Raw genomic sequence first — 14,461 nt, 5'->3', positions numbered from 1 at the left:
GGAATGGAGCGGCAGAGAAAAAAACTCGTTCTTATTGGGAATGGCATGGCTGGCATGAGTGTCATCGAACAGGTACTGAAGCTGACTGACCAGTATGAGATTACCGTGTTTGGCAGCGAGCCTTATCCGAACTATAATCGCATTCAGCTGTCCTATGTGCTGGAAGGCAGCAAAACGATAGACGACATTATTTTGAACCCAAGAGAATGGTATGAAGAGAACGGGATTGCACTTCGAACAAGCACTACGGTTACAAAAATCGATACGATCAATAAAAAAGTGTACGCGGACGGGCTTGAGCCGGCGGCTTATGATGCCCTCATTATAGCAACGGGCTCCAAGCCATTCGTTCTCCCGATTCCCGGGTCCGACCTGGCCGGTGTCATCGGATTTCGCGACATTCAAGACTGCGAAGTCATGCTGGATTCTGCAGCAACGTATCGCAAAGCTACGGTCATCGGCGGGGGACTGTTGGGATTGGAAGCGTCCAAAGGCCTCGTGCAGAACGGCATGGATGTCACCGTTGTTCATTTGATGGGTACGTTAATGGAACGGCAGCTGGACAAGACGGCGAGCGACATGCTGAAAGCTGAACTGGAGGCCCAGGGCATCAAATTCCGCATGAATGTGAAAACAAGCGAGCTAATAAACGACGGCAGCGGCCGGGTCGGCGGAATCCGCTTCGAAAACGGAGAGACCTTGGAGGCGCAGCTTGTGGTCATGGCCGCAGGCATCAAGCCCAATACCGATGTCGCGAGGGCCAGCGGCATTCAAACCGGTCGCGGTATCGTCGTCGATGATCTGCTTCGTACAAGCGCTCCGGACGTCTATGCGGTCGGCGAATGCTGCGAGCACCGCAATGTTTGTTACGGTCTTGTCGCACCGTTGTTTGAGCAAGCGACCGTGCTGGCCAAAGTTCTGGCCGGCCAAGATACGCAGCCGTATGAAGGTTCTTCCGTTGCAACCAAGCTGAAAATTTCCGGTGTAGACGTATTTTCCGCCGGCGAATTCCTGGAGAAACCGGAACATCAGGTGCTCACGCTCTGCGATTCCTGGAAGAAAACATATAAAAAGATACTCCTTCAGGAGGGTCGAATCGTTGGAGGCATCTTATTCGGCGATGTCGCACATGCCCAGAAGCTGACCAAGTGGGTGCGAACCAATGCCGTTTTGGATGAAGAGATTCATGGAGAGCTTTTTGGCGGCGGAGGTTGCTGCGGCAAAGAGAATTCAATGCTTTCGGTAGCCTCCATGGACGACAGTGAAATCGTATGCGGCTGTAACGGAGTTACGAAAGGAACCATCGTTTCGTGCATTCAAAGCGGCTGTACAACAATTGACGCGATCAAAATGTCGACAGGGGCGACCCGCTCCTGCGGCGGGTGTAAGCCCGTTGTCGAGCAGATTCTGAAGTATGTGCTTGGAGAGAATTACGACGGAGCCGCAGTGAAGAAGGAAGGCATCTGCGGATGTACGAAGCTTGATCGCGACGAGATCATCGCAGCGATCAGGGAGAAAGGGCTCACCCATGTGCGTGAGGTCATGCATGTTCTGAATTGGAGCAACCCGGAAGGATGTTCGAAGTGCCGGCCGGCGATCAATTACTACCTCGGTATGCTGCTGCCTGAAGAATACGAAGACGAGCCGGAATCGCGATTCGTTAACGAGCGATTGAACGCGAATATTCAAAAAGACGGAACCTTCAGCGTCATTCCGAGGATGTACGGAGGCGTAACGTCGCCTGAGGAGCTGCGTAAGATTGCGGATATAGCAGAGAAGTATCGAGTACCGATGGTGAAGCTCACAGGCGGCCAGCGAATCGATCTCCTGGGCGTAGACAAGGCGGATCTGCCGAAAATCTGGGAGGAGCTCGATATGCCTTCCGGCTACGGCTATGCTAAAGCGCTTCGTACCGTAAAAACTTGCGTTGGCTCTCAATTTTGCCGCTTCGGCACGCAGGATTCAATCGGGATGGGCATTGCCCTGGAGAAAAAATTCGAGCGGCTGAATATGCCGGCCAAATTTAAAATGGCAGTCAACGGCTGTCCGCGCAATTGTGCAGAATCGGGAATTAAGGATCTCGGAATCGTCGGCAACGATGGCGGGTGGGAACTCTACATCGGCGGTAACGGCGGAACGAAGCTGCGTAAGGGGGATTTACTCTGCAAAGTAAAGTCGGATGAAGAATTGATTGCGATCTCCGGCGCATTTATCCAATATTACCGAGAAAACGGCAAATACGGCGAAAGAACAAGCGAATTCGTAGAGCGAGTCGGGCTAGAAGAGATTGAGAACGCCGTCGTGAAGGATGCGGAGAACCGGAAGTTGCTTGTCCAAAGGGTAGAGGAGGCGCTTGCCCGCTTGAGCGACCCATGGCAAGCCGTATTGCACGATCATACACAACGCGATCAAATGTACGAAACGATACAAATTCCGGCGAAAGTAAAATAAAGGTACAGGAGATGGTTTACAATGGAGCTGAATACGCTGGAATTGCGATATGTCGAAATTGGCGCCTTGGCGCAATTCAAGCCGTTCATCGGCAAGGAGGTTCGGATCGGAGAATATAGCCTTGCCGTGTTCCGTGCAAGCGATGGCAAGCTATTTGCGCTTGAGAATAGAACCCCGCACAAGAAAGGCGGACCCTTGACGGAAGCTATTGTCAGCGGACATACCATATATTGTCCGCTGCGGGATTTGCATATAAGCTTGGAGGATGGCAAAGTGCTGGAGCCGGACACAGGCGAAGTTCAAACCTATCCTGTTGTTATTGAAAATGAAGTTGTGAAGATCGGACTTCCAGAAACTATTGCGTTGGGTTGAAAGAAAGAAAAACCACTGACACAGGCTGCCAGCATGATTGGCAGCCTATATTCAACTATCGAGCAGTTTAGTTCAACATTTGCCTGTCTTCAAACTGTTTACAAATGAAATAAAATCAAATCCTTTTCTAACATCGGACAACCTTTCATCTTGAACAAAATGTAATGTACCCTTTTTTGAATCAAGAATTGCTATACTCCCAGGTTGGACCCTTCTCAATATCTCTTACAGATCTTGGTCGATGCTACAGTGGGCGTGATAGAGGGAACAACATCTTTGACCAATGCATTCGGATGGTTGGCGATTTTTATCGGGATTTTATTTTTACATTCGATATTTGAGATGATAAATCAATGGTACGGTTCCAATTTACGTGAACATATTAAAGTTAAAGCACAAGAACAATTACTTCATAAAGCCAGCAGACTTTCACTGGAACACTTCGAAACACCTGCTACATACGATCAGTTGCGCCGGGCACAGCAAGGAGTAGAACAATCACTTTCGGGAACGCTAGAGCATTTATTTTATTTATTTTTGCATTTCTTCACAGCAGCCGGATTGTTGATTTATATTGGGTCGACTCATGTTATTTTTCCACCCATTCTCATTACCGGGGTCATCGTATTACAATATGTGCAGATCCGATTCAATCGGCAAAAATATCTTTTGGATCAAAAACACACGCCTTCTGAACGAAGGCTACAGTATCTAAGCAGATTGTTGGTGGAAAGACAATCAGCCGCAGAAATCCGTGTATTTGGCTTACAGAATTATTTATTCAATAAAAGGGAGGAATTGTTTCATAAATTGCGAGATGACCGACTAGAATTGGCAGCACATGGATTTAGACTAAGAATATTTCCCTCCATACTCGAACAATTTATGTACGTTCTAGTGCTAACTGGCGTTGTGGCATTCGTAGCAATTGGTAAATTATCTCTAGGTCATTATGCTGCTTTTATTGGTGCGGCGGAACGATTCCGAGACTCAACCATGTTGTCATTCGGGAGTTTAATCACACTTGATCATGATTTAAGATACATTGGAGATATGTTGGATTATCTACAGATTCAAGAGAAATCCTTTTCAGGGAATGTCACGAAATTGAATGATGAAGGAATTAACTCCAGTAAGGAAAACCATATACCTACTATTCGATTTGAATCCGTTACTTTTCAATATTCGGGATTTAGCAAACCTATCCTTGATGGAGTTAGTTTTACTATTCATCCAGGTGAAAGAATTGCATTGGTAGGATTAAACGGGGCAGGGAAAAGCACACTTGCTAAACTGCTCCTTGGACTTTACCGGCCTACATCGGGTCGAATTACAATTGATGGTCAAGATCTATCCGATGTAGATCCAGCTTTGTGGAGGGTCCAAACAGCGGCGGTCTTTCAGGATTATATGAAGTATCAACTGACGGTTCGGGAGAATATTGGTTTCGGCAATCTTGAAATGATGAATAACGAGAAGATGATACACGATGCCGCTGTAAAAGGTGGGGTGGACCAGGTAATCCAATCTTTACCTGCCATGTACAATACTCTTCTTGGTAAAGAATTCGATGAACAGGGAGAGGATCTCTCGATTGGGCAATGGCAGAAGCTGGCTATATCAAGAGCTTACATAAAAAACGCATCCGTACTTGTTTTAGATGAGCCGACGTCAGCCTTAGATGCTAAAGCAGAGGTGGATGTATACAATCATTTTCAAAATATGGCTGAAAACAAATCTGTATTATTTATTTCACATCGATTAGGCTATGCTAAACTAACGGATCGAATCTTTGTTCTTGACTCAGGGAAAATCGTTGAGGAAGGTTCACATGACGAGCTTATTAGCATTAATGGAAATTATGCACAGCTTTACGAGATACAATCCCAATGGTATAAATAAACGAAAAACGAAAAACGATAATAATTTCGAATACATGAGCACTTACAAGTATATGTGGGTGCTCTAAAATATTTTATTAATTGAAAGGCTCAGCGTAACATTGACTCCGAACTAAATTGGAGAATTTATAACACATAATTACGAACTAAATGGAGTCAGTTTGAAAGCAATGTTATTAGAGTTCGTATTTAATTGTTACTGGACATATGGAAGTTCGGATTAAGGGTTTACTAAAGTCCGCCTTACATTTGCACAAAACCCGTATTTTGTACATATGTCTATAAATCATGAAAAGCCCTTGTTAATACTTTAGTTTAGTGTCATACATTATATTAGCTCTATTTTCAGATTTGGTCAGCATTTACAAGTTCATTTATTTTTTCAGAAGAATATAATGCCCCAATTGGAGCAACACGCATTGCCGCTCCACATCCATTACCTTCAAAAGCTATCCTAGAGGGATCACCTATTTGTTGGAATTTCCCCAGGAGTAATGTTGGACGATTAGATTTTCTACAGAGCATAAGTTCTTTTCCTACAGAAGTATGGCTGAGGGGTGTACCATTTGCAATCACCCTAGCAATGGAAATAGATTGTTCTGTATCGTCTGTTGTCTCCCCAAACCTCCATAGATAATGTTTTCCATCGTAACGAGGCATGACGGTATTTATAGCGCCGTGAAGTCCACTAATCCCTTCAGGAAACCATTCTTTTATTTCTTCGAACTTCAATGACTCTGTCTGTTTTCCAATAGCATCACCTATTGCTAAACCCTTGAAGCAACTAAAAACTCTTTCTTGTACGTCATGGTAAGATTGCATAATATCCGCCGCCTTTCTGTTTATAAGTATCCGTAAAAATATCACCATAGTCTGGAAGAATTTTGTTGCTTCTAAGGAAATTCTTGTCCGAATTTTACTCCCTTTAGCGTAGAAAAGCTGCCCGGTCAATTCCCCGGCAGCTTAACGTATTTCATGACCAAATTTACTTGGAAAAATATCAAAAAGAACCTAATAAAACAGGCTATCATTTATTCATATACCATAACCCAATATTTTTCTTCTGGCTTACCTTCTTCAACAACTTTCTTCCAACCATTATTTTCATAGAACTTCATTGCCTTTTGATTCTCAGACACACACTTCAATCTTATTGGTTTATTCATTTTTTCTATGGAGGCATTAACCAACCGCCCACCAACACCCTTACCTGAGAAATCAGGATGGACAAATAAATTGTGTATAAAATTATCTGGCAAGTACAAAGAAGCAAATCCAAGAATTTTAGCATCTTCCTCTGCTAAAATTATATACTCTCCTACAGTATGCTTATCAAAATCTTCTAAAGTCATTTCTTCTATATCCGCCCAATAAAAACTTTTACGACGTGATTCTAAGTATATACATCTTAAAGCAGGGTAGTCTATTTCACTCGCTACTCTAATATTCATTTTCACTCTCACTTTCTTTTACAAAGATAAATAATAGCATCTTGGACACATATCCGGCTAATGCGGTGCACATTCAACTATTCGTTCGCCTTAGAGCGTAATAATCCGGCTCTCAGTACTAAACTTTACTTTTATAATAAGTTTCGAATTCAGCAACAGAGTCAAACTGGTTTAATGATACACCTTCTGCTTTGAGGTGATTCTCTAACTTTTCAATAAGCTGCAGAACGGCTATTCGCAACGGTTCAAAGTCGGTTGGATCCAAAAGCGCGACAAGATCTGGATACCCATAACGAACGTAAAACTCACGATGCTCACCCAAGTCAACAAAACTAGGCCAACGTCCCTTTTCTGCAGCGTACAAAATTCGGGCTAGCCCATCTTGTACGCCAATTGCTACGAAGAAAGCTGTTTCGTAATGTTCTTTATCGCATGCGGTTAGCAGTTTGTTCAGCATTCCCCTTTCCTCTTCGTAATACCCCTCCATTCGTCTGCTGAAAGAGCGAATTTCTTCTCGTCTTTTTTGTCGCTCCGATATAAGTAGAAGCGTATCTCCAGTTAGTTTCTCACACGCTGATATTATTTCATTTGGCGTACGGCTGAACATAATGGTATCAAGGTATTGATCCAGTTGATCCGGCTTAATGGGGAGATTTCTGACTTGCTCGCGATAATGCCCCCAACTGCGCTTATAGTAAATTTGGTTCAAGAAGCCAAGAGACTTAAAAATGTTTGCCGCGATCTCTTGAGCCTGGGTTCGACAATAGACCAACTCCTTGGAGGCTTCGGTAAGCCGCATTTTAGCCAAGTTGATCAGGCAATCCTTTAATACGGATTCGGCTTTGCTGATCAAGTCAGCTGCTTTGGACTCACTGCACATGTTGGATATTATCTCACGGAGCCCCATGAACCTCGCAAGATCATCTTCTGATCGAACATATAACAGCTCACAGTCTGCAATAATCGTCGTGCTCCACTCTTCAGATGTTGCCATTCTTTCAGCACGTTCCCATCCGATTGGCCAGAAATCAAAACTTATACCGTCGATTATAAACTGGCACTCTACTTCTCTTCCTCTGGCCGTGGCCGGAATGAAAAAGAAATCCAAATCTGATCGTTCAGTCGCTCGCCCCTGCAAATATGATCCATAGTATCCGACAATGGCAACATCTTGAGGGAAATGGGTCTTAATATGTTTTACAATAATGTCAGCTACAGCAAAAACATCAACCATCAGATAACCTCCTTGTTGTACTTCAAGTTTTGGTAGTCATCCCGTAGAACATAAAAAAATATATATAGCGTGTGTATACATTTTGAACCTCCCCTACAAATCCTCACTTTAGATGATTATATCAAATGCAAAACCTAATTTTTGGGAAACATTAATTTTAACTATTCAAATCATCAACGCAAAAAATGCTGCCAAGTTGTTCATTAACACGAAAAGCGATGGACAAATACCACCGCTATCTTGTACATGTTTTGCTTTATTGAAAAAAAAAAGAAACCGCTTCATAATGAAGCAGTTTCTAAATTATCAATTATCTGATTATTTACCATTCTGAGCCTTGTAATTCTTTATATATTCGTCTTGCACTGCCTGGCCACCCTGACTCATGTACTGTTGAACCAATGTTTTATACAGGCTATCCACTTCGGCTGGCTTAGCAACAATTAGTTTTGCAAGCATTTGAGCTGAAAGATTTTTAAGCTCTGTATTGCTTTTGGCATCCGCTGCATTCGGCAATGAATAGTAGTATGTAGTGTAGCTGTCCACCATACCTACCTTTAAAGCATTCTCTACATCCTTTTCATAACCGGGATATCCTGCAGAAATGGCTGCCGTATTCTTCTGCTGATCACCAAGTTCGATACCGTTTGAAAGTATATCGTAGTCGAGGTTGTTAGCAACAGTCATCATCTTATCGCCTGAATTGGTCGTTCCTGTCTGTTTGGGAACATCATTAACCATGTTGTAGTCCACGCCTTCCTGGCCGTTCTGGAGGAAGAGGGTTACTTTGGGATCAGCCATCCAGTTGAGGTACTGTATGGCAAGGTCAACATTTTTACTTGTTTTAGGTATAATGATATACATACCATTTGGGCTGTACACGTTCTTTGGATGTTTGCCTGCATCGTTCTGCCATGGATCGATAGGAATAAGCTGAGCGCCAGGAACGTTCTTGGCAAGGTTGGCATAGGTGCCGGGAGCTGTCCTGTACGGACCATCCCAGTTCGTCTGGAATGCTCCGACTTTTCCATTGGAAATATCTGCGTCGAGCAGTTTTCCATCCTTGTCAGTTGCGAAATTTGGGCTAATCAAGCCTGCATTATACATCTTGTTCATATATTGAACCGCTTTATCAAACCCTGGCATATTCCAGTTTGTCAACCAGATCGATTGCGGCTGAAGCGTAGCAAACTGTTCTTCCGTAAGGCTAGACGGCTTAAAGGCTTCGGGTATATAGTTCAACCCTGGATTTGAAGGCTGCAGGGAAAAACCATAAGGAATGACTCCGCTTACATTTCCAGGATTCTTCTCCTTAAATGCAACCATGGTGTCATAGAATTGTTCCGGTGTAGTAGGAACAGGAAGACCCAGTTTATCGAGCCAGTCTTTACGGATAAACGTATTCGAACCTGCGAGAACAGTCCTCTTCCCCGGTATAGAAAATTGTTTGCCATTAAATTTGCCATACTTTAATACATCATCGCCAAGATACTTTGTAAGAGTAGGTCCATACTGCTTAAGAACGGAATCAAGCTCTGCCAAACCACCCTGCTGTACATAATTATAAACAACACCCTGGGTGTAGGTGAAGGAAATGTCAGGTGCCTGACCAGATGCCATCAATACGTTCAACTTGTCTACTTCCTGGGCTCTAGGTACTGAAACAAAATTGACTGTGGCATTAAACTGCTTGCCGAAATTATCGTTAATATACTTGGTCCAGAAGTTATTATTCAAATCCGGCTGTCCGGGCTTGCCTCTGTCGAAGACTTCGACAGTTAAAGTACGATGTTCTTTTGAAGCGTCTGCTGTAGTGCCTGCTGCCGTGCCTGCCGTACCGTTTTGTGTGCCGCTTGACGAATTACTTGAACAAGCGGCCAATGCGGACGCGAATGTTAGCGCTACCAAAGAAACGCAGATAGATCTTTTTCCCTGTCCCTTCAAAGAAATCACTCCCTTTAGAATTTGTATTTAGCACATTTACTTATATAAATTCGCGAAATAGATACAACCATCCATTTCACAAACCCATATCAGCCTTTCACAGCACCAATCATAATGCCGGATACAAAGTATTTCTGGAGCCATGGATACACGAGAAGAATCGGAACCGTACCAAACATAATACTTGCCGCTTTTAATGCTTCTGAAGGGAGATTTACATTGACATTCTCGCCGGACATTTGCTGCGAAATGTTGATAACATTGTATAGCTTAAGCTGTATCGTATATAAATTCTGGTCTGTGATGTAGAATAGCGCATCCTGAAAATAATTCCATCTGAATACGGCATATAATAAACTGATTGTGGCAAGCGCCGGCTTGGAAAGCGGCAGCACAATCTTAAGCAGGATCTGCAGTTCGTTGCATCCGTCCAGATGCGCGGCTTCCTCCAGGCTTTCAGGTATGCTCTGGAAGAATGATTTTAATATGATCATATAGTACACGCTCATCATACCCGGAAGAACCAGTGCCCACGGAGTGTTCAAAAGACTCAGATTTTTTACATTCAGATAATCCGGAATCAAACCGCCGCTAAAGTACATGGTAAACAGCATCATGAGCAATAAAGCATTTCTGCCTTTGAGTCTTTTTTTAGTCAGCGGATACGCTGCCAATATAGTCACGATCAATGCAAGGAGCACGAATACGGCCGTCAGGATCACCGTATAGAACAAGGAGAACAACATACTGGTATCCCCGAGTACAACTTTATAGGCTTCTATATTAAAGTCGATCGGATAGATGGTAACTGCCTGGGATATAATCGCCCTATTAGAGCTCAGTGATTGCGAAAGAATATAGAGAAAAGGAACAAGGCATATAAAAACCGCAATTAAGACAATAAACGCTGCTATATAGTCGGCCATTCTATGTTTTAAATTCAGTGACATTGTCAGTTCCTCCCTACCATATTCCATTTTCGCCTAATTTGCGGGTAATAAAATTGGAACCTAACAAGAAAATTAAACAAATAACAGACTGGAACAGGCCGACAGCAGCGCCAACTGAAAAGTTCGCAGATTGAATGCCTACGCGATAAACATAAGTGCTGATAACGTCGCCGAAATCCATAACAAGGTTGTTTTGAATGTTGAATGGACGGTCGAAGTTAATCGCCATAATATTGCCGAGCTGCAGGATCAGCAGGATCGCAATGGTTGGTCGGATACCTGGCAGCGTGACATGCCAAATCTTCCTTAATCTTCCTGCCCCATCTGCGTCGGCAGCTTCATATAACTGCTTGTCAATTCCCGTCATTGCAGCAAGATACAATATGGTCCCCCACCCTGCGTTCTGCCATACTCCAACAAAAGAATAGGTTGCAACCCATGCATATTTATTCGTGAGGAACGGTAACGCTTGACCGCCCATATGAGTAATCAAGGAGTTTAACATGCCGGTAGGAGAAAGCAATTGAGCGACAATTCCGCCGATAATAACCCAGGAAAGGAAATGCGGCAGATACAGTATGGTCTGACTTACCTTTTTAAACTTATTCCAGACCAGTTCATTAATTAAAATAGCCAAAATGATCGGCGCTGGAAATCCCACAAGCAAATCCAATCCGTTAAGCACCAACGTATTTCTAACAACCTGGAAAAATTGTTGCGATGAAAAAATTTGCTTGAATGTTGCAAAATGATTCCATGGACTCATGTTGACGCCCTGAAAAATGTTGTAATCCTTGAAAGCAATCTGTATGCCATACATGGGAGCATATTTAAATGTCAGTATATACGCAACAGGGATAATCAACATAAGGTAAAGGATAGAATCACTTTTTATATAGGAAAACAATCCTTTTTTTCTTACCAACGGCTTTCCACCGCTTTCCTGTTTATCCAGAGCAACACTGCTATTCATCGCTTTCATAAACTACAACCTCCATTTTACTAGTTTCTCAACTTGCTCAGGACGTAAGCATGAAATTAGAATAGCCATCAACCCACCGTCTACTGGCACCGCGCGATTCCGGTTACAACCTTCCGAATCTTTTCATTGACGTATGTACTGCAACCTGCTCTCCTGTTTCCTCTGCCCCCTCCCGTTTTGCGCTTTCGAGCGAGTCCCAAATTCCCCACAAATACATAATGCCGAGAGCCCGGTCATACAGCCCGTATCCAGGACGGCACTGTTCATCCCAAATATGTCTTCCGTGATCCGGCCTGGCATAACCCGTAAAGCCCTTCTCATGATACGCCGTAACAATATCGCAGATGCCGACCGTACCGTCCTGGGATCGGTGAGACGTCTCGATGAAATTTCCGTTATCGTACAGCCTCACGTTTCGGATATGGGCGAACGGAATACGGTCTGCAAATTCCCTCACCATGTCCGCTATATGGTTGTTCGGGTTTACGCCAAGCGACCCGCTGCACAACGTGACGCCGTTATAAGGGCTATCGACCAATCTCAGCAGCCTGCGGATACTATCCCGGTTCGTAATGATTCTCGGCAGCCCGAAAATTGGCCACGGCGGATCGTCCGGATGAATCGCCATTTTGATGTCGTTGATCTCGCAAACCGGAATGATCTGCTCCAGAAAGTATTTGAGGTTGTTCCACAAGTCCTCTTCCGTAACGTTCTTGTAGGCCTCAAAAAGCGCGGGCAAGCGTTTCATTCGCTCCGGCTCCCAGCCCGGCATCGTGAAGTCCGGATTCTCGTTGATGACGCGGACCAGCTCCGCCGGATTATTCATGCTGTCGATCTGAGCCTTTTCATAAAAGAGCGCAGTAGATTTGTCCTCCAGCGGCTCAAATAAATGAGTGCGGACCCAGTCGAAAACCGGCATAAAGTTATAGCAGATCACCTTCACGCCGACCTTTGCCAGCCTCTCGATCGTTTTTTTATAGTTGTCGATATATTTGTCCCTAGTCGGTAAGCCCAGCTTGATATCCTCATGTACGTTAACGCTCTCTACAACCTCAATGTGAAAGCCGTATTCGTCAGCCTGCTTCTTGATCTCCAGCATTTTTTCGAGCGGCCATTCTTCCCCTGCGGAGATGTCGTGAAGCGCCCAGACAATGCCTTCCACGCCGGGAATTTGTCTGATTTGGCCTAAGGTTACCGTATCATTGCCTTCACCAAACCATCTGAATACCATTCTCATCGCCGATTCCTCCAAAATGTCTTAGATTCATTTGAAAAATTTGGCGTATTTCTGTTTTAAGTTTTCTTTTTCAATCACTACCAGCTCCAGATGATCCCTTAGCATTTTTTCCGCTTGGTCGGGGTCCTTCTCCTTGATGGCGCGAACAATTCCACGATGCTGGGCAAGGATGATTTGCCAATCGGAATCGGAAGCAAGCCGTAAAAACCGGATGCGATTGTCATGTGTTGCCATTTGTTGAATAAGTCCCCACGTACGGGCCCGGCCGCAGCCGATCATAATCGATTTGTGAAACTCTTCATCAAGCTCAAACAGACGCCCGTAATTCTGCTCGGATTCGCACAGCTCCTGCAACGAGACGAGATTTTGCAGATGAAGCACCTGTTCCTTGCCGAGCAGCTCACATGCTTCCCGAACAACGGCGGATTCCAATGTTTTTCTGGCAAACCGGGATTCTTCAGCATGCTGCAAATCGATAAGCGATATGATGGAGCCCTTTTGAGGAGTGGTAGCGATTAATTCCTCCTGAGTGAGTTTAACCAATGCTTCACGAATCGGCGTCCTGCTCACTTGGAGCATTTCGACCAGTTCTTTTTCCGAGATAAACCGCCCCGGCTCGAGTCGTAGCTCCATGATGTTCTTCTTCAAGGTTTCGTAAACGAAATCCCGTATGAGTCCTCTTTTGTCTCTTAAAGCGTCAATCTGAATACTCATAAGATCCTCCCGCCCGCGGATAACGAGCCGTTCGTTATTCATCCTTCAAGCGCTTACAAACAAAATCAGGATGGATAGATTTTTGCTGCCTTTGGTTAAGTGATAATACTAACATACCACGACTACAGCGGAGTTGACGATGCACTAATCGCAAATAAAATTACCCATTTCTCGCATTTACTTGAAAATGAAAGCGCTGTATAATTAGTTTAGTAATAGATTGGATGAGCCAAGGGGGAGGTAATTGTTATGATCGCCGATTCCGTTGAACTGGGCAGGCTTCCCGACGTTCGAATGTCCTTTCATCTAATGGGGCTGCATGTTCGCCAAGTGGATTCCCGCTGGACATATCCATCCCATGAGCACCCTATGTACGAGCTTCATTGGATGATCGAGGGGGATATGCAGATGGACGTCGAAGGCCAAATTTATGACCAAAAAAAGGGAGACCTGCTTTTCATCCGTCCGGGAGTCATCCATTCGTGCAAGTCGGCAGGCTCGCATGGTTTCACTTATTTTTGCGTGCATTTCAGCATAGCCGATCCCGCTTTCTCCAAGGAGCTGGAGCGCCATCAAGCCACCTGCTACAATGCAGCCTCTCCCCTTGTCAAGGAATTGTTCCCCTTCCTAACGGACTTATGCAATCTTGCGACTGAAAACAGGAGTCGACCGCTTTCCGCCGCAAAAAGCATGAAAGTGTACGCAGCCGTGTTTGAGCTTTTGGGAACGTTGGTGGAGCAGCTGTTACAAACCGGCAACGTAGTGCTAACGAGAAAGGAACTGCTGGCCGGCCGCATCGCCGAAAATATTGAGGATTCGATCCGCAGCAGTCTGTTACACGGCCAAATGGAAGACAGCGAAAGAACACTCGTCCAAGATATAGCCGAATCCTTAAAATTGAGTCCGTCCCAGGTGAATCGGATATTTCAGCAGGTTTACAGGAAAGCTCCCCGCCAATATATGTCGGAAGTTTTGTTAAGAGAGGCCCAGCGCCTGTTGCTTCAGACGGATCTGTCCGTAGATCATATAGCCATGCTGCTTGGGTATAAAACAAGCGCCCATTTCAGCCGCCAATTTAAGCGTTGGACAGCCATGACCCCGAGCGGGTACAGAAGCGGCGCGGAGCGTGAATGCCCGAACGATCGATAAAGCGTCCCCGGTTCGGAGACGCTTTTTTTTCCGGGTTCCGGAGCTAAACGATCCGTTCCACATCGTAGACGTTACC

Annotated in this window: 12 protein-coding genes; 4 read left to right on the top strand and 8 right to left on the bottom strand. The window is 44.7% G+C overall.

Translation table 11 applies throughout. The annotated features are described in order from the left end of the window. The first annotated feature begins 3 nt into the window (after positions 1 to 3). The 3 genes from nirB (at position 4) to N0M98_RS15210 (ending at position 4,725) form a co-directional block, all read left to right on the top strand. On the top strand, positions 4 to 2,451 hold the full coding sequence (gene nirB / locus N0M98_RS15220) for a nitrite reductase large subunit NirB (RefSeq protein ID WP_259618434.1): 2,448 nt from the start codon (positions 4 to 6) through the stop codon (positions 2,449 to 2,451). 21 nt (positions 2,452 to 2,472) lie between these two features. Next, positions 2,473 to 2,823 carry a nitrite reductase small subunit NirD gene (gene nirD / locus N0M98_RS15215; RefSeq protein WP_259618433.1) on the top strand — a complete coding sequence of 117 codons (351 nt, stop codon included), beginning with the start codon at positions 2,473 to 2,475 and terminating at the stop codon, positions 2,821 to 2,823. Between the two features lie 276 nt (positions 2,824 to 3,099). Beyond that, the gene (locus N0M98_RS15210; protein WP_259618432.1) at positions 3,100 to 4,725 is read left to right on the top strand and encodes an ABC transporter ATP-binding protein; all 1,626 of its coding nucleotides are present in this window, start codon (positions 3,100 to 3,102) and stop codon (positions 4,723 to 4,725) included. Between the two features lie 344 nt (positions 4,726 to 5,069). Here the strand turns inward: N0M98_RS15210 and N0M98_RS15205 are convergent, their stop codons facing one another. From N0M98_RS15205 to N0M98_RS15170, 8 genes are all read right to left on the bottom strand, one after another. Beyond that, positions 5,070 to 5,546 carry an ADP-ribosylglycohydrolase family protein gene (locus N0M98_RS15205; protein ID WP_259618431.1) on the bottom strand — a complete coding sequence of 159 codons (477 nt, stop codon included), beginning with the start codon at positions 5,544 to 5,546 and terminating at the stop codon, positions 5,070 to 5,072. A 209-nt stretch (positions 5,547 to 5,755) separates the two neighbouring features. Then, positions 5,756 to 6,175 carry a GNAT family N-acetyltransferase gene (locus tag N0M98_RS15200; protein WP_249863263.1) on the bottom strand — a complete coding sequence of 140 codons (420 nt, stop codon included), beginning with the start codon at positions 6,173 to 6,175 and terminating at the stop codon, positions 5,756 to 5,758. Between the two features lie 118 nt (positions 6,176 to 6,293). Further along, complete coding sequence (locus N0M98_RS15195; RefSeq protein ID WP_259618430.1) at positions 6,294 to 7,409, bottom strand: kanamycin nucleotidyltransferase C-terminal domain-containing protein; 1,116 nt, start codon at positions 7,407 to 7,409, stop codon at positions 6,294 to 6,296. 318 nt (positions 7,410 to 7,727) lie between these two features. Further along, complete coding sequence (locus N0M98_RS15190) at positions 7,728 to 9,353, bottom strand: extracellular solute-binding protein (protein ID WP_249863265.1); 1,626 nt, start codon at positions 9,351 to 9,353, stop codon at positions 7,728 to 7,730. An 89-nt stretch (positions 9,354 to 9,442) separates the two neighbouring features. Further along, the gene (locus N0M98_RS15185) at positions 9,443 to 10,303 is read right to left on the bottom strand and encodes a carbohydrate ABC transporter permease (RefSeq protein WP_259618429.1); all 861 of its coding nucleotides are present in this window, start codon (positions 10,301 to 10,303) and stop codon (positions 9,443 to 9,445) included. 13 nt (positions 10,304 to 10,316) lie between these two features. Next, positions 10,317 to 11,285: an ABC transporter permease gene (locus N0M98_RS15180; protein ID WP_259618428.1), complete on the bottom strand. Its 969-nt coding sequence runs from the start codon at positions 11,283 to 11,285 to the stop codon at positions 10,317 to 10,319. A gap of 103 nt (positions 11,286 to 11,388) precedes the next feature. Continuing rightward, on the bottom strand, positions 11,389 to 12,522 hold the full coding sequence (gene uxuA, locus N0M98_RS15175) for a mannonate dehydratase (protein WP_259618427.1): 1,134 nt from the start codon (positions 12,520 to 12,522) through the stop codon (positions 11,389 to 11,391). 27 nt (positions 12,523 to 12,549) lie between these two features. Next, positions 12,550 to 13,236, bottom strand: a complete 687-nt coding sequence (locus N0M98_RS15170) for a GntR family transcriptional regulator (RefSeq protein WP_259618426.1) — start codon at positions 13,234 to 13,236, stop codon at positions 12,550 to 12,552. A 249-nt stretch (positions 13,237 to 13,485) separates the two neighbouring features. Here N0M98_RS15170 and N0M98_RS15165 point away from each other — a divergent pair, with 249 nt between their 5' ends. Continuing rightward, on the top strand, positions 13,486 to 14,385 hold the full coding sequence (locus tag N0M98_RS15165; RefSeq protein ID WP_259618425.1) for a helix-turn-helix domain-containing protein: 900 nt from the start codon (positions 13,486 to 13,488) through the stop codon (positions 14,383 to 14,385). Positions 14,386 to 14,461 lie beyond the last annotated feature (76 nt).

The organism is Paenibacillus doosanensis (genome assembly GCF_025060755.1).
Classification (GTDB): domain Bacteria; phylum Bacillota; class Bacilli; order Paenibacillales; family NBRC-103111; genus Paenibacillus_S; species Paenibacillus_S doosanensis.
Note: the sequence above shows the minus strand (reverse complement) of the source record. Positions and strands in the feature narration are given on the sequence as shown.

Excerpts from the sequence above, each read along its gene's own strand:
- nirB (WP_259618434.1), top strand. The coding sequence starts at position 4 with ATGGAGCGGCAGAGAAAAAAACTCGTTCTTATTGGGAATGGCATGGCT.
- nirD (WP_259618433.1), top strand. The coding sequence starts at position 2,473 with ATGGAGCTGAATACGCTGGAATTGCGATATGTCGAAATTGGCGCCTTG.
- N0M98_RS15205 (WP_259618431.1), bottom strand. The coding sequence starts at position 5,546 with ATGCAATCTTACCATGACGTACAAGAAAGAGTTTTTAGTTGCTTCAAG.
- N0M98_RS15200 (WP_249863263.1), bottom strand. The coding sequence starts at position 6,175 with ATGAATATTAGAGTAGCGAGTGAAATAGACTACCCTGCTTTAAGATGT.
- N0M98_RS15195 (WP_259618430.1), bottom strand. The coding sequence starts at position 7,409 with ATGGTTGATGTTTTTGCTGTAGCTGACATTATTGTAAAACATATTAAG.
- N0M98_RS15185 (WP_259618429.1), bottom strand. The coding sequence starts at position 10,303 with ATGTCACTGAATTTAAAACATAGAATGGCCGACTATATAGCAGCGTTT.
- N0M98_RS15180 (WP_259618428.1), bottom strand. The coding sequence starts at position 11,285 with ATGAAAGCGATGAATAGCAGTGTTGCTCTGGATAAACAGGAAAGCGGT.
- uxuA (WP_259618427.1), bottom strand. The coding sequence starts at position 12,522 with ATGAGAATGGTATTCAGATGGTTTGGTGAAGGCAATGATACGGTAACC.
- N0M98_RS15170 (WP_259618426.1), bottom strand. The coding sequence starts at position 13,236 with ATGAGTATTCAGATTGACGCTTTAAGAGACAAAAGAGGACTCATACGG.
- N0M98_RS15165 (WP_259618425.1), top strand. The coding sequence starts at position 13,486 with ATGATCGCCGATTCCGTTGAACTGGGCAGGCTTCCCGACGTTCGAATG.